Origin of the sequence: Saccharopolyspora gloriosae (assembly GCF_022828475.1) — a bacterium.
In the GTDB taxonomy this organism is placed as follows: domain Bacteria; phylum Actinomycetota; class Actinomycetes; order Mycobacteriales; family Pseudonocardiaceae; genus Saccharopolyspora_C; species Saccharopolyspora_C gloriosae_A.
In genome coordinates, this window is record NZ_CP059557.1 from 5,422,384 (window position 1) to 5,437,410 (window position 15,027).

Genomic DNA, 15,027 nt, shown 5'->3' on the forward strand with positions numbered 1-15,027 from the left:
TCGCCGCGCGTGTGCGCGGGAGCCGGAACCTCAGGCGGCGTGCCAGGACCTGCTCGACAGCCCCGAATGCATCTCACTTCGGGGCTGTCTTCGGGACCCCTCCGCGATCGGTGTCAGCAGCGGACGGCGAGGGCGCTGCCGGGGAGGCTGTTGGTGTCCAGCCGGAACCCGCCCGCGTCGACCACCATCGGATACACCACCGACCAGCGCAGGCAGGACGATTCCAGGCCCGGCGGGGCGGCCTTCGGATCCTGGGTGCTGACGAACGTCATCAGGATGCGCAGCGAGTCCTTCGGGCCGGGTTCGACCCGGTGCACCTTGACCGCGGCGTCCCGGGTGGTGGCGTACTCCTGCTGCCACTTGTCCTCGGGAAGCTGCTTCTGCTTCTCCTCGACGACGGTGGCCTTCCACGTTTCGTACCGGCGCATGTTGATCGCGTTGAAGTGCATCTGCAGCGTCCAGCGGATGTCGGCGCTGTCGGGGTGCGCTTCCGCGTCCGGCGTGAATTCGATGTTCGCGAGGTGCGAACCGTCCGACTCGGGCGTTCCCCCGGGCATGCCCGCGCGCACCGGCGAGGAGTAGGAGCGCTGCGCGATGATCCCGCCGACACCTGCCGCGAGCAGCACCAGCACGGCGATCGGCACGCCCCACTTCAGCCAGGAGTGGTTCGATCGGCCTGCCGGAGATTTCGCCTGCACGCCGATCAGCTTCCCACAGCGCGACGGGGCGGGATCGCACCGGTCACGGGTCAGGAACCCGGCCAGGACCCGCTCAGCCCACCCGGTGCAACCAGCTGACCGGGGCACCGTCGCCCGCGTGGCGGAACAGCTCCAGCTCCTGGTCCCACGCGGCACCGAGCAGCTGATCGACCCGGTGGGTGAACGACTCGGAGCCGCGGCTGTTGGCCGCGAGCGTGCGCAACTGGTCCTCGCTCACGACGATGTCGCCGTTCGCGCTGGTGCGGGCGTTCCACAGGCCGAGGCCGGGGACGTGGCAGAACCGCTGCCCGTCGATTCCCGGACTGGGATCCTCGGTGATCTCGAACCGCAGCATCGGCCAAGCGCGCAATGCGGTGACCAGGCGGGAGCCCGTTCCCGGTTCGCCGGTCCAGGTGAGTTCGGCGCGCAACTGCCCAGGCGCCGCGGGTTGCGCCGTCCAGCGGAGTTCGGTCCGCATGCCGAGTGCGCCGGCGACGGCCCACTCGATGTGCGGACAGACCGCAGACGGCGACGAGTGGACGTAGATCACGCCACCGGTGCTGCCACGGGTGCTCACTGCTGACCTCCGCTGTTCGACGAGGGACGTCTTCCCCTACGACCTCGTCCGGCGGTGGCCGATCCCTCCGATCACCCGTTGTGGCGGGAGATCGGTGGTGTGCGGCGTCATTCTGCACGGGTGTTGACCACGGACGCCACATGAAGTTGATGAACTCCCCGTACGGGGCATGTCGTTCCGATACCGTCCGAGGTACTCCCCTGCTCCCGCCGCAGCGAGATCCTTGCAGTTCCCAGGCCCGTCCGTGCGGACGAACGGGTGCCCCGGACGGCCCAACCACGCGGGTGCGGACGAGTGTCCGATACCACTCGGATGGGGGAGCACGCGCAGTAGGCGACAATGCCTGCCGGACCCGGTGGCCATAGACCGACCGGGCGACTGGAGCTCGATCGCGGAACGGAGACGGTCATGCGGGTGGTGCGGCTCGGCAAGGAGCCGACCAAGATCGGCGCGGACATCCGAGCGGCCATCACCGCCTGGGGACCCGGCAGCGGCGTCTACGGCGGCGTCGCCGTCTTCGGCGCGGAACCACCGGGCGCTCCGCGAACGCTGGACGCCGTGCTGGTGCTGCCGCGCGGCATCATGGTGGTCGTCGGCATCGACCTGCCGGACTCGGCGCTCACGCTGAACGCTCCGGTGCACACCCCGTGGACGGTCGACGGGTGGCCGCTGCTGCGCCAGACCGCTGCGGTGAACCCGGCCATGGAAGCGCTGGAGTCGGCGGCCGCGCTGGCCCGCGCGTTGCAGTCCCGTGGCGCGGAGCCGATGCCGGTCGCGGCCATCGTCGCCGTCGGCCCGTACGTCGCTCAGATCACCCAGCCGACGAACGATCTGCATCGCGGCGTGCGGGTGCTGTACCCGTCGACGACGAGCATCCTCGCCGCCGCCCGCGAACTCGCCACCTACGAACGCCCCTGCAGGGTCGAGCCGACGCGGCACGTGCTGCGCGTCCTGGATGAGCGCGCGGGCAGGATCTCCGTCGCGGAACTGACCGCTGAGGGCTTCCCGGATTCGGTGACACCCGATCTCGCCTCGGCGAACACGCTGCTCATCCCGAAGGTCCAGGACGAAGCACCCCCACCAGCGCCTGCCGAGAAGCCGAACGCACTGCGGGCACGGCTGAGCGGGACCTCGCGGCGCACGAGGCTGATCGCGCTCGGCGTTGCCGCGGTCGTGCTGGCCGGCGCGGTGCTGTCGTTGCTGTGGGCCGGTGGTTCGGAGCCGGATGTCGTCGCGCAACGGGTGGACGGGATCTCGTTCGAGCGCACCGGTGCCGAGCTCGGCGGCGACTGCGCAGAATCCTCGTTCGGCGATGTGCGGGCCTGGTTCCAGCGGCATCCGTGCGTGGCGCTGTCCAGGCAGGTCTTCGACAGTGCGGCCGCGGGCCGGACGGCGACGGTGTCCCTCGCGGTCGTGGACCTCGGCGATGCGACTCCGGCGCGGAATCTGCGGGAACTGCTGAACACACCGGGGTCGGGCGGTGTCGCCGACCTGGCCGCCGAACCGGGCGTGCCGGGCGGGTTCGACGGCTCGGCGCAGGCGGTGCAGCAGACTGGCTCGCGAGTGCGGATCGTGCAGGCCGCCTGGGCCACCGGCAAGTCCGATCCGGACGACGTCGCGCTGCGCGTCCTCGCCGAACGCGGCCTCAGACTGCGCACACCCGAGTAGGTCCGAAGTGCCGACGAAGCCCCTCCGAACGAGGTGAATGCCTCCTTTGAGCGTGAAGTGGTCCCTGTTTGTTGGACTGGGTGAGTGAAGGCTAGGTGGTGAGGGCCTGGGCTCGGTATTCGGTGGGGGTGAGGTTCTTCAGTGTGGTGGAGATGCGGGTGGTGTTGTACCAGTCGAGGTAGTTCTCGAGGGCGGTGGTGAACTCGTCGGGGGTGTTGTAGTTGTGGTGGTGGAAGAGTTCTTCTTTGAGGTGGCTGAAGAAGTTTTCGGCGACGGCGTTGTCGAGGCAGGTCGCTTTCCGGGACATGGAGGGTGTCAGGTTTGCCTCGTGTAGCAGTTGGCGCCAGGAGGTGTGTCGGTAGTGGAAGCCTTGGTCGGTGTGCACGAGTGGGGTGTGGCCGGTGTTGAGGGTGGCGATGGCTTTGGTCAGTGATGAGTTGGTCAGGTGGGTGTCGGGTCGGGTGCTCCAGGAGTAGGACACGACGGAGCGGTCGAACAGGTCGATGATCGGTGAGAGATAGATTTTGCTTGTGCCGACACGGAATTCGGTGATGTCGGTGACCCATTTGGTGTTCGGTGCCGGGGCGGTGAAGTCGCGGTCCAGGACGTTGCCGGCGGTGGTGCCGGCCTCGCCCTTCCAGGATGAGTAGCGGCGTCGGCGGCGGACTGTGCAGGCCAGGCCGAGGGTGCGCATGATGTGCAGGACGGTCTTTTTCGCCGGTCTCAGGCCGTGGCGGTGCAGCATGGCGTGGACGCGGCGGTGCCCGTAACGGCCGTGGGCCTGCTGGAACACGTCGGTCACGGCCTGTTTCAGCCGGGCGTGCGGGTCCGGCCGGTCGAGCCGGGCCTGGTGATAGAAGAACGTCGACCGGGCCAGGCCCGCGACCTCCAGCAGTACCGCAAGCGGATAGTGCGCCTTGAGGGTGACGATGACCTGGGTTTTTACCCTCGCCCCTGTTCCTTCAAGGCCCGCAGTTTTTTTAGGTAGGCGTTCTCCGCGGACAACCGCAGATTCTCCGTCCGCAACCGTTCCAGTTCGGCCGTCTCGCCGTCCGGTGGTGGTTGTGGTTCGCGGGGTGGGCGGCCTTCCCGCTTGGGGCGCAACGCATCCTCGCCGTCACGCCGATATTGGCGCGCCCAATTTTTCACCTGCTTCGGTGACGACAGGTCATGCTCGGCGGCCAGCTCGGCCGCCGTGGCCTGCCCGGCCACGAACCGCAGCACCACGTCGAGTTTGAACTCGAACGAGTAGGACCGTTTGGTCGGTTTCATGATCAACGCTCCCGGGCCGCGCAACAACCATCGATCCCGCAACGTTCTCACCGCCGAAGCCGACACCCCCAACCGGGCCGCAGCCGACACCGCCCCATGACCAGCCCCGAACAACACCACAGCGGCCTCACGCTGCTCCCGCGACAACGAACTATGCGGATACACGAACCACTCCCCGGTAGCTGGAACTGACTTTCCAGTCCAACCACCGGGGACCAGTTCAGCGGCAGGACCGGCCAAAGGAGGCACCGACTTCCACCGGGTGGACGTCCCGTTTGACCGGTCAGATCGGGTGAAGGGGACATTCACCTCGATCGCGGATCCCGTCGGCCTCCGTAGCGAGCTCAGCCCCAGAACGTCGCCGGAACGCAGTCGTTGCCGCCGCACGCCGGTGCGACCGGGCGCGTGTCCGCGCCGTCCACCAGCCATTGCCTGCCGTCGGCGACCGACACCAGGTACCGGCCGACCCGGTCGACGGACAGCTGCACCTGTTCCGCGGTGAGCGCACCGCCGGTGTCGAACGGGGCGCCGCCGCCGATCGCGGCGCCGCTGTCCCGGTCGAGCGTGGTGACCCGCATCCGTTCGGCGGGCGGGTTTCCGCACTCGGCAGAGGTGAGCACCGCGACCTCGCTGTCGGCCCAGGCCAGTGCCTGCGGCGGGCACGTCCCGGCGGGCGACTTCGGCATCGGTTCGCCCAGTTCGGTGTTGCCGGGAGCCACGATGTGGATCTCGGATTGCGAGGTGAGCACTGCGAGCGTCCCGTCGTGGTCCACCGCCAGGTCGAGCGCCTGCCGCCCGGCAGGCAGCGGGATCCGCTGCTGTTGACCGGTTCCCTCGACCGTCACGCCGTCGCCGTCGGCGTAGGCGATCCGCCCGCCGCCCGCCGCCAGCGCCGTATCGGTTCCGGTTCGGTGCGCGACCGGCCGGACGCTCCGGTCGGGGCCGAGCATGACGATGTCGCTGCCGCCCGCCGCCGGAACGGTCGCGTAGACCCGGTCCCCGTCGGCGGCGAGTCCGCCCCGCACGGGTCCTCCGACGTCGGCGAGCACCTCGTGCCGCTGTCCGGTGAGCACGTCGAACGAGGCGAGCGTGCCCGGGTCCGGTGCGGCGACGTAACTGTTCGGCGCGATGCTGACCGGCGCCGCCTGGTGCGGGGTCGTCCCCGGCACCACTGTCAGCGCGACCAGGAACACCGCTGAGGCCGCCACCGCCACACCGCCCGCGGCGATCAGCGGACGCCGGGACGGGCGCCGAGATCGGCGCTGACGGGCCGCCAGCAGCCGGGGCAGCGTGTCACCGCGCGGCTCGACGTCGTCCACCAACGCGTGCAGCCTGCTGCGCAGTTCGTCGACGCCCTGCGTGTCGTCTGGATCCCTCACACCCGCTCCCGCAGCAAATCCGAAAGCCGAGCCACTCCACGCGAGCAGTACGACTTGACCGCACCCTGACTCACGCCCATCAGCTGCGCGGTCCGCGCCTCGCTGAAGTCGGCGTAGTACCGCAGCACCACGGCTTCCCGCTGCCTGCGCGGCAAATGGGTCAGCGCGTCCGCGAGCACCGCCCGATCCAGGCCGCGCCCGGTGTCGTCGGGGCGCGAGTCCTCAGTGGCGATCCGAGGCTGATAGCGCTTGGCGACCAACCGGCGGCGTAACACCGACCGAGCCCGGTTGAGCACCGCCTGCCGCAGGAACGCCAGCGCCTTGTCCGGGTCGCGCAACCGCGTCCTGGAGTCGAAGACCCGCACGTAGGCGTCCTGCACGATGTCCTCGGCGGAAGCCCGGTCATCAACGAGCAGCACCGCGATCCGCAGCAGTTGCCGGTAGTTGTCCTGGTATAGCTCGGTGAGTTTGGTCGTCAGTTCATCCATGGCCGCCAGCCCGTCGCCCGGCCAGGCGGTCACGGGCAATGCGATCGAAACCGTCACATCTCTGCATGACGCCCGAGACCCCCTTCGCGGTTGGCAGCCGACGCGGACCAGATTTCCCGATCGAAGCTCCGACCGGCGGAGAGGCGCAGTTTACCGTCCGCCACGAATGCCGTCGCGCAGTGATCGTCCGGACGAGGCGGCCGGAGCCACGCGAGACCGACCGTTCCCAGGTCGTCCCGGGCTCGGCCCGTGGCCGTTTCCCTCGCACACCGGGACGTTCACCGACCAGGCGGCATATTCCATCCACAAAGGACCTCCAGGGACGCGCACCGAGCCGCCGGGCCGATGCGGCGAGTAAGAATCACCACACCCAAGATCACCCATTCGCCGTCACCCCTGGTCAGCCGATCATCAGCACCCTCACTCGCCCGTTTGGCAGGCGATGCCGCCGGGTGCGCGTTGGACTACCGTCGGCCGCGGAACACCTACGGTTCCGCACCCGGCGCACGATGGGAGGATAGGCGGCCTCCCGGCCGCCTCAACGGCCATGAAGTTCGGTATCTCAACGTTCAACACCGACGAGGGCATCGGCCCCGCGGAGCTGGGACGAGCGCTGGAGGACCGCGGTTTCGACTCGCTCTTCCTCGCCGAGCACACACACGTCCCCGCGAGCCGCGACACCCCGTACCCGGGCGGCGGCGACCTGCCGCGGATCTACTACCGCACGTTGGACCCGTTCGTGAGCCTCACCGCGGCCGCCGCGGTGACCGAGAACCTGTTGCTGGGCACCGGGATCGCGCTCATGATCCAGCGCGACCCGATCACCACCGCGAAGGAGGTCGCCAGCCTCGACCTCGTCTCGAACGGCCGGGTGCTCTTCGGCATCGGCGCCGGTTGGAGCCGCGACGAGATGCGCAACCACGGCACCGAACCGGGCAGGCGCGGCGCGCTGATGGACGAGCGGATCCGGGCCATGCGGGAGATCTGGACCAAGGAGCTCGCCGAGTTCCACGGCGAGCACGTGGACTTCGACCCGATCTACTCGTGGCCGAAGCCGGTGCAGCAGCCGCATCCGCCGATCTACATCGGCGGCGAGAGCAAGCGTTCCTTCGACCGGGTCGCCGAGTACGGCGGGGGCTGGCTTCCCCGCGCGGGCACCGAGAACCTCGGCGAGCTGATCAAGAAGGTGCGCGAGCACGCGGGCTGGCGGGTTCCGGTGTCGCTGTACGCGGCGCCGAAGGACTCGGTGGTCGAGGAGTACGCGGAGGCAGGGGTGGATCGGCTCTTGTTCTACCTGCCGACGAAGCCGCGGGACGAGTCGCTGGAGCGGCTCGATCTGCTCGCCGGTGTGGTGACCAAGCACAGCTGAGCCGTGCGGGGCCGCTGTTGCCGCGGCGGCCCCTTACATCCTGGTTACTTCCCGGTCTTGCACTGGACATGGGGGACATCGCAGGCAGATCCTTGCGACTGCTTTGCAGATCGGTGCGATCACAACAGCAAGTTGCATGCACAACTGCTTTGATCGCGGAACGGAGACCGGGGACGGTGGCGAACACGACGACGACGACGCCGACGGACGGGGCGTCGCCGCAACGAAACAAGTGGAGTCCGAAGCAGATCGTCCTGTGGGTTCTGGTGGCCGCGGTGGGGGCCATCTCGTGGGGAGCCATCGCGCTCGGCCGCGGTGAGGAGATCTCCGCCGCATGGCTGGTGTTCGCCGCGCTCGCCTCCTACGCGATCGGTTACCGCTTCTACGCGCGCTACATCGCCTACCGGGTGCTGCGGGTGGACGACACCCGCGCGACGCCCGCGGAGCGGCTGAACAACGCCACGGACTTCCAGCCGACGGACCGCAGAGTCCTGTTCGGGCACCACTTCGCCGCCATCGCGGGCGCGGGTCCGCTGGTCGGCCCGGTGCTGGCCGCGCAGATGGGGTACCTGCCCGGCACGATCTGGATCATCGTCGGAGTGGTGTTCGCCGGCGCCGTGCAGGACATGGTGGTGCTGTTCTTCTCCACCCGCCGCAACGGCCGCAGCCTCGGGCAGATGGCCCGCGAGGAGATCGGCCCGGTCGGCGGCATCGCGGCGTTGATCGCCGTGCTCGCCATCATGATCATCCTGCTGGCGGTGCTGGCACTGGTCGTGGTCGGCGCGCTGAAGGACTCGCCGTGGGGCACCTTCTCGATCGGCATGACCATTCCGATCGCCCTGTTCATGGGCATCTACCTGCGTTATCTGCGGCCCGGCCGGATCATCGAGACCTCGATCATCGGCGTCGTGCTGTTGCTGCTGAGCATCATCGGCGGCAGTTGGGTCGCCGACTCGGCGCTGGCCGAGACGTTCACGCTCTCCGGCAACCAGGTCGTGCTGGCGCTGGTGGTGTACGGCTTCATCGCCTCGGTGCTGCCGGTGTGGATGCTGCTGGCGCCGCGGGACTACCTGAGCACGTTCATGAAGGTCGGCGTCATCGTGATGCTGGCGGTGTCGATCTTGATCGCGATGCCGGTGATGAAGACCGAGGCGATCACCGAGTTCGCCTGGAACGGCCAAGGACCGGTGTTCGCGGGCACGCTGTTCCCGTTCGTGTTCATCCAGATCGCCTGCGGTGCGCTGTCCGGCTTCCACGCGCTGGTGTCCTCGGGAACCACGCCGAAGCTGATCGAGAAGGAGTCGCAGGTCCGCGTCATCGGCTACGGCGGGATGCTCACCGAGTCGTTCGTGGCGATCATGGCGCTGGCCGCGGCCTGCATCATCGATCCCGGCATGTACTACGCGATGAACATGCCCAGTGCAGCGCTCGGCGACACGTTGCAGTCCGCCTCGCAAGCCGTGGCCGGAGTGGGCTTCCAGATCACTCCGGAACAACTCGCCGCCGCGGCAGCCGCGGTCGACGAAGAGACGCTGGTGGGCCGCAGCGGCGGCGCCCCGACACTCGCCCTCGGACTCTCGGAAGTGTTCTCGCAGGTCATCGGCGGGGACGCGATGAAGGCCTTCTGGTACCACTTCGCGGTCATGTTCGAGGCGCTGTTCATCCTCACCACCGTGGACGCCGGAACCCGAGTCGGCCGATTCATGCTGCAGGACACCGTCGGCAACGTGTGGAAGCGCTTCGGCGACGTCACCTGGAAGCCCGGCATCTGGATCTCCAGCGCGGTCATCGTCGGCGGCTGGGGCTACTTCCTGTGGACCGGTGTGAACGACCCGCTGGGCGGCATCAACCAGCTGTTCCCGCTGTTCGGCATCGCCAACCAGCTGCTCGCCGCGGTGGCGCTGGCGGTGGCCACCACGATCCTGATCAAGTCCGGGCGCGCGAAGTACGCCTGGGTGACGATCATCCCGCTGGCCTGGGACGCGGTGGTGACGCTGACCGCGAGCTGGCAGAAGGTGTTCTCGCCGGACCCGAAGCTCGGCTTCTTCTCCCAGCGCGCGGCCTACCAGGCGGCGATCGACGCCGGGCAGACCAGCAAGGGCTCGGCGGGCACCGTCGAGGAGATGCGCCAAGTGGTCACGAACTCCACCGTGTGCGGTGTGCTCAGCGTGCTGTTCGCCGTGCTGATCCTCATCGTGCTGGTGGATGCGATCCGCGTGTGGATCCAGGCGCTGCGCAGCACCGAACCGCTGCCGGACACCGAGGCACCGCACACCGAGTCGGAGCTGTGGGCGCCGACCGGCCTGTTCCCCACCGCCGAGGAGCGGCGCATCCTGCGGGACCGCCGTGAACCGGAGGACCGCCAGGAAGTGGGCGCGGGTACGTGAGTTCCCGAATGCCCTCCTCGCGGGCGGTGTTGTCCCGGCTGGGACGCTCCGCCCGCGAGGCCTGGCAGATCACCCGCGGCATCGTCGGCGAGACCGCCTACGAGCGGTACCTGGAACACCACCGGCAGCACCACGCCGGCACCACACCGCTGGGCGAGCGCGAATTCTGGCGCCGCCACGTCGACCGCGGCGACACCCACCCCGGCTCCCGCTGCTGCTGACCCGAGCGGGCACGCCCTGCGGCCGTTCGGGCACGGTTGCTGGCGGCTCCGGCGAATCCTCTGGTGTGATCGCGTCGTAGACGTCGGCACGACCTGCAGGGGGCTTCGTGACGATCACGGGGGAAGATGTGCCCGGGTTGATCTTCTGCTTACTCCTGCTCGCCGCAGGGATCGCCGTCCTGAGGCATGGCGGGAACGAAGTGCGCGTCACCCGGCGATTGCAGGACCACGGTGTTCGGACGACGGCGACCGTGCACGGTCATGAGCGAGGGGCCATGCTCGATCAGCCGTTGTTCGGCTACAGCGACCAGCGCGGCGACCAGTTCACCCTGCAACCGAAAAAGATCCACAACACCTTCACCCCGGTCGGAGACCAAGCGGACGTGCTCTACCTCCCAGAGGAGCCCCAGACCTCCAGGTTGGCGGCGACCGAAGGCACCCCGCTGAAGGCCGCGACCTCGGCATTCATCGCCGGCACGCTCTTCTGCCTCGCGGCCGTCGCGCTCACCGCCAGCCTGATCTCGGAGCCCACCCCGGACGATCACACCGGCTCGAGTTCGGCGCCGCCGTTCCTGCCCGCCGTCTCCGTGGGCATCCTGCTGCTCGCGCTGACCGTTCCGGTTCTGCGGATCACCAGCTTCGTGCGACTGAGCCGGACCGGGATCCGCACGGAGGGTGTGGTGGTCCGCAAGACCGACGCTTCGAAGTCCGGGGCATGGATCGTCGACTTCACGGATCACGACGGCCGGCGAATCCAGTTCACGAGTCGGCACGTCACCAAGCGCGCCGGTGCCCGAGTTCCGGTCGTCTACCAGCGTGACCGGCCCCAACAGGCGGAAGTGGCTTCGCCGGCGCCCACGATTCGGCGGAACGGGTTCGCCGCACTGTTCCTGCTGTTCCTCCTGGCGACGGCCCTCCTGCTCTGACATCCGGAGGCGGCCTCGACCGCTCCGCGTTCAGGCTGCGATGAGTATTCCGCCCGGGAATGGTCCTCCTGTGCAGGTGCGGCAGGTTCGCGCAGAGGAGGACATCATGCAGAAGATCACCACGTGCCTGTGGTTCGACGGCCAGGCGGAAGAAGCGGCGCGGCTCTACACGTCGATCTTCGCGAACTCTCGGATCACCGAGATCCAGCGCTACGGCGAAGCAGGCCCCGGCGAGCCCGGCACGGTGCTCACCGTGACGTTCGAACTGGCCGGTCAGCAATTCCTCGGCCTCAACGGCGGTCCGGAGTTCACGTTCACCGAGGCGATCTCGTTGCACGTGGACTGCAACTCGCAGGAAGAAGTGGATCGGATGACCGAGCAGCTGGTGGCGGGCGGTGAGCAGGGACCGTGCGGCTGGCTCAAGGACCGCTTCGGCCTGTCCTGGCAGATCGTGCCCAGCGAGCTCACCGACATGCTGCGCGACCCCGATCCGGACCGCTCCGACCGCGTCATGCGGGAAATGCTCACCATGCACAAGCTCGACCTCAACGCCCTGCGCCGCGCCTACGCCGCCTAGTCCCGGAGTAAGTGAACGGACCGTTCGTCCAACGAGATTGGGCGAACAGTCCGTTCACCCCGACCACCGGAGCAACCCGCACGGCGCCGGATTCGAGTGAACGGACCGTTCGTCCAACGAGATTGGGCGAACGGTCCGTTCACTCACTCCGGAAGCGGTTCGCCGAGGGCGGCGAGGCGGGCGCGGAGGGCGGTGTTCTCGTTCTCCGCGCGGTTCAGGCGGGCGTGCACTCGGGCCAGGTCGGCCTCCGAGTAGCGGTGCGGGATGTGCTTCGGGCAGTTCCAGTCGTAAGCCTCGACGCCGATCAGCACGAGCCGCTCGACCCGGCCGTCGGTGCGCGGTTCGTTCAGACGGGCCGTGAGCTCCGGATCATCGGCGACGTCGCGCACCTCGGCATGCCCGAACAACTTGAGCCTGGTTCGCGTCGCGTAGTCCATGAAGAACAGCGCCACCCGGTCATCGCCGCGCACGTTCCCGTCGGTGATGTACTGGCGATTCCCGCGCACGTCGGCGTATCCGAGAGTGCCGGAATCCAGCACGTGCACGAATCCGGCGGGACCACCGCGAAATTGCACGTACGGCCACCCGGTCTCCCCGACGGAAGCGACATAACAACCGTCCCGCGCCGTGATGAACTCGCGCTCCCGATCACCCAGCGGATCCGATTCGAGCCCGACCGACGCACCCAAGTCCTTCCGGTACACCGGGCGGCTGCCCTGCTCCACCTGCATTTCCCGCACCGCGTCGGTGAACGCCAGCCGCGCGAACCTGCTCATCGCCCGCCCTCCCCGAAAAATGGAACGATCCCTTCACGGTGACCAAACACCCGGGATCAGCACAACGATCGGACAGAATGAAACGCCCCACACCACCGATCCAGAAACAGAGAAGGATCTTCCCATTTACGGGTGGAACAAATAGTTCTCGCTTTTTTCCGAGACCACCCCTCACCCCCGACGGGTCCCGGCGGCAAGGCAGACTGAGCGGCCCACAACCGAGGAGGATGACGTGAGCGATCTGCAGGTCGAGGACACCAAGGTCGGCGACGGCGCCGAAGCCCAGCCGGGCAACGTCGTGACCCTGCACTACACGGGCACGCTCAGCGACGGCTCGAAGTTCGACTCGTCCCACGACCGCGGCCAGGGCCTGACCTTCACCCTGGGTTCCGGCCAGGTCATCGAGGGCTGGGACACCGGCGTCACCGGCATGCGCGTCGGCGGCACCCGCACCCTGGTGATCCCGCCCGCCATGGGCTACGGCGAGCGCGGCTTCCCGCCGGTCATCCCGCCGAACTCCACGCTGCACTTCGACGTGGAACTCCTCGAGGTCAACTGAGCCGATGCCGGCCGGAGCCCGCCCGCTCCGGCCGGCTCCTCGCGGCATCGAAATGCCCGCGTCAGCAAGCTCGTGATGGGTTCGGCCCGGTGATCGTGCCTCGGCGGACCGAGAGGAATCCCGCCGAAATCACGACCTCGCACTATCAGCCGACGCACCCTTGACCGTCTTGAGCACGATCGTTGGCGGACGGCGAGCCCGCTCGTCCGCTGAGGATCTCGGGCGGCTGTGCGATCCGTGGAATCCACCGAAACGAGGACGGCGAATGACCGACACACCAGCGAATCAGGCGCACGAGACCGCGGAAGGCGGTGAGCTCGACGGCCGCGATCACGCGCCGGAGGAGAACGACCTGTCCCACTACCGGGTCGAACTGGAGAGCCTCGACGGGGGAATCAGGCGGGTGCACTACGTCGACGCGGATTCCGTGGAGGACGCCGTGGTGAAGGTCCGCGCAGACGACCACTGGCCGAGCAGCGGCCCCGGCAGCGATCCCGACAGGTTCCGAGCGGTCGACGTGACCGAGGTGACCGAGACCAGCGAGGTCCGCCACCAGCGCAACGCGCGCCGCCGCTACCTCAACACCATCGTCGAAGCAGGCCTCACCGCCCTCGGCGAATCCAGCCCCACCCGCTCGGACCAGGAATTCTTCGACGTCCTGTGCGACTTCTTCACCCGCACGGTCGTGCGGCCCGGCCACTTCCCGCTGACGACGACCGTCTGCGGAGCAGGGACGACTCCGCCGTCGTCATGGCGAGACTCCTCGAAAACCATTTCGCCCACCACGGCCTGAAACTGGCCCGAACCTCCCCGGAATGACGCGCCGGTCAGAGGATCCGGTCGAGCGACTGGACCGCTTCGGTCAGCGCCGTCCTGGCCGCCTGCCAGTCGGTGTCCGGCGGCCAGGTGCTCAGCACCACGACGGCCAGGTTCCGATCCCCGCCGACCAGTCCGGTGGTGTGCAGCACGGTGTTGGTGTCGGTTGATCCCCAGCCCTGCTTGATCGCCCACCGATGCTCGGGCAGGCCGTCGGGAATGCCGAAGTGCTGCGGAAATCCGTCTCCCGCGGTGCCAGGTGCCTGCCCCAGCGCGCCCAGCAGCAGCGTCCGGGTGTCCGCGTCGGCTTCCGCCGTCAAGTACTGGTAGACCCGCGCGACATCGCTGGCGCTCATCCGGGTGTTCCCCCACCGGCCGGACGACTGCGGCGGCACCGTGTCCGCGAGTCCCAGTTTCGCCGCCGTGCGACGGACGATGTCCGGGCCTCCGTTAGCGGTCCACAACCGGCTGGCCACGTCGTCGTCGCTGGCCGACAGCATTCGCTGGATCTCGCTGTCCGCGACTCCCCCGGAGCGTTCCACCGCGTCGATCGCGATCAGCAGCTTCACCACGGACGCGGTCGGGAACCCGCTCTCGGCGTCGAGGCCGGTGACCTCCGCGCACGAGTCCAAATTCACCACCTCGACGGCCACTGAGGTGCCTTCCGTGAACGACGGCAACTCCTCCCGGATCTCCCGGGCGATCTCGTCGTCCGCGGCACCCCGCGACACAGAGCCGGCGCAGGACGACTCCCAGCGGTCAGAACTCGCCATCCCCACCATCCCGCCGACCACGCCCAGGACCGCGATCACCGCCAACGCGATCCAGATGCTTCGCACGTTCAGAACCATCGGCCCCCCTCAGACCAGAGCACAGTCATCCCGGACCCCCGTCCGGTGACTCGTGGATCTCCACATCTGAAAAGACGCGCAGCGCGGCAGAAGGTTCGTCCGGAGCGCCGATTCATCCCGAACGCAGGCGAACCGCACCGGCCACGGGAAGGAACGCGTGCGCAGCCAGGGCCGCCATCGGACGAACGAACCGGCGAAGCGACCGGGCTCGCCGGGCCGTCACTCTCCCCGCCGCCGACTACGGGCTCGGCGATGCGACAAGAAAACCCGCCGACTGCGCTTTCGCGCTCGCTCAGCGGGTTCCCCACAAGGTGGGGCAGGTGGGACTTGAACCCACGGCTGACGGATTATGAGACCAACGTCACGTGTGGCTCTGGTGGGCGACCTGGGCAAACGGTGCTCGTCGTTGCCGATGGCGTGGCTCTGGGTGCGAGATCGGCACCAGTTCGCACCCAAACTCGCA

The 15,027-nt window shown here is 68.4% G+C and carries 16 protein-coding genes; 8 read left to right on the forward strand and 8 right to left on the reverse strand.

Annotated elements, in window-relative coordinates:
• Positions 1-113 precede the first annotated feature (113 nt).
• Both H2Q94_RS23645 and H2Q94_RS23650 read right to left on the reverse strand, forming a co-directional pair.
• Positions 114-698, reverse strand: a complete 585-nt coding sequence (locus H2Q94_RS23645) for a hypothetical protein (RefSeq protein WP_243789373.1) — start codon at positions 696-698, stop codon at positions 114-116.
• A gap of 73 nt (positions 699-771) precedes the next feature.
• A complete protein-coding gene (locus H2Q94_RS23650; RefSeq protein WP_243789374.1) occupies positions 772-1,275 on the reverse strand; it encodes a DUF3145 domain-containing protein in 504 nt (167 codons plus the stop codon).
• Positions 1,276-1,683: 408 nt separating this feature from the next.
• Between H2Q94_RS23650 and H2Q94_RS23655 the strand changes: the two genes are divergently transcribed.
• Positions 1,684-2,943, forward strand: coding sequence for a hypothetical protein (locus tag H2Q94_RS23655; protein WP_243789375.1), 1,260 nt, complete (start codon positions 1,684-1,686; stop codon positions 2,941-2,943).
• A 91-nt stretch (positions 2,944-3,034) separates the two neighbouring features.
• On the opposite strand, the gene H2Q94_RS23660 is transcribed toward H2Q94_RS23655, so the two are convergent.
• The 4 genes from H2Q94_RS23660 to H2Q94_RS23675 form a co-directional block, all read right to left on the reverse strand.
• Positions 3,035-3,874, reverse strand: a complete 840-nt coding sequence (locus H2Q94_RS23660; protein WP_243795566.1) for an IS3 family transposase — start codon at positions 3,872-3,874, stop codon at positions 3,035-3,037.
• 11 nt (positions 3,875-3,885) lie between these two features.
• Positions 3,886-4,380 (reverse strand): helix-turn-helix domain-containing protein, encoded by a 495-nt coding sequence (locus tag H2Q94_RS23665; protein WP_243788041.1) that lies wholly within the window; start codon positions 4,378-4,380, stop codon positions 3,886-3,888.
• 179 nt (positions 4,381-4,559) lie between these two features.
• Complete coding sequence (locus tag H2Q94_RS23670) at positions 4,560-5,594, reverse strand: hypothetical protein (protein ID WP_243789376.1); 1,035 nt, start codon at positions 5,592-5,594, stop codon at positions 4,560-4,562.
• On the reverse strand, positions 5,591-6,115 hold the full coding sequence (locus tag H2Q94_RS23675) for a SigE family RNA polymerase sigma factor (RefSeq protein WP_243789377.1): 525 nt from the start codon (positions 6,113-6,115) through the stop codon (positions 5,591-5,593). The genes H2Q94_RS23670 and H2Q94_RS23675 overlap by 4 nt, the downstream gene beginning before the upstream one ends.
• A gap of 514 nt (positions 6,116-6,629) precedes the next feature.
• Between H2Q94_RS23675 and H2Q94_RS23680 the strand changes: the two genes are divergently transcribed.
• From H2Q94_RS23680 to H2Q94_RS23700, 5 genes are all read left to right on the forward strand, one after another.
• Complete coding sequence (locus H2Q94_RS23680; protein ID WP_243789378.1) at positions 6,630-7,451, forward strand: LLM class F420-dependent oxidoreductase; 822 nt, start codon at positions 6,630-6,632, stop codon at positions 7,449-7,451.
• A 248-nt stretch (positions 7,452-7,699) separates the two neighbouring features.
• Positions 7,700-9,838: a carbon starvation CstA family protein gene (locus H2Q94_RS23685; protein WP_243795881.1), complete on the forward strand. Its 2,139-nt coding sequence runs from the start codon at positions 7,700-7,702 to the stop codon at positions 9,836-9,838.
• Between the two features lie 8 nt (positions 9,839-9,846).
• Positions 9,847-10,059: a YbdD/YjiX family protein gene (locus tag H2Q94_RS23690; protein WP_243789379.1), complete on the forward strand. Its 213-nt coding sequence runs from the start codon at positions 9,847-9,849 to the stop codon at positions 10,057-10,059.
• 275 nt (positions 10,060-10,334) lie between these two features.
• Positions 10,335-10,985: a DUF3592 domain-containing protein gene (locus H2Q94_RS23695; RefSeq protein WP_475274048.1), complete on the forward strand. Its 651-nt coding sequence runs from the start codon at positions 10,335-10,337 to the stop codon at positions 10,983-10,985.
• Positions 10,986-11,091: 106 nt separating this feature from the next.
• The gene (locus H2Q94_RS23700; protein ID WP_243789380.1) at positions 11,092-11,562 is read left to right on the forward strand and encodes a VOC family protein; all 471 of its coding nucleotides are present in this window, start codon (positions 11,092-11,094) and stop codon (positions 11,560-11,562) included.
• A 143-nt stretch (positions 11,563-11,705) separates the two neighbouring features.
• Here the strand turns inward: H2Q94_RS23700 and H2Q94_RS23705 are convergent, their stop codons facing one another.
• Positions 11,706-12,338 (reverse strand): pyridoxamine 5'-phosphate oxidase family protein, encoded by a 633-nt coding sequence (locus H2Q94_RS23705; protein WP_243789381.1) that lies wholly within the window; start codon positions 12,336-12,338, stop codon positions 11,706-11,708.
• 232 nt (positions 12,339-12,570) lie between these two features.
• Between H2Q94_RS23705 and H2Q94_RS23710 the strand changes: the two genes are divergently transcribed.
• Positions 12,571-12,897 carry an FKBP-type peptidyl-prolyl cis-trans isomerase gene (locus H2Q94_RS23710; protein ID WP_243789382.1) on the forward strand — a complete coding sequence of 109 codons (327 nt, stop codon included), beginning with the start codon at positions 12,571-12,573 and terminating at the stop codon, positions 12,895-12,897.
• 265 nt (positions 12,898-13,162) lie between these two features.
• The gene (locus tag H2Q94_RS23715) at positions 13,163-13,690 is read left to right on the forward strand and encodes a hypothetical protein (RefSeq protein WP_243789383.1); all 528 of its coding nucleotides are present in this window, start codon (positions 13,163-13,165) and stop codon (positions 13,688-13,690) included.
• 34 nt (positions 13,691-13,724) lie between these two features.
• Here H2Q94_RS23715 and H2Q94_RS23720 read toward each other — a convergent pair whose 3' ends face one another.
• Positions 13,725-14,552, reverse strand: coding sequence for a serine hydrolase (locus H2Q94_RS23720; protein ID WP_243789384.1), 828 nt, complete (start codon positions 14,550-14,552; stop codon positions 13,725-13,727).
• Positions 14,553-15,027: the final 475 nt, after the last annotated feature.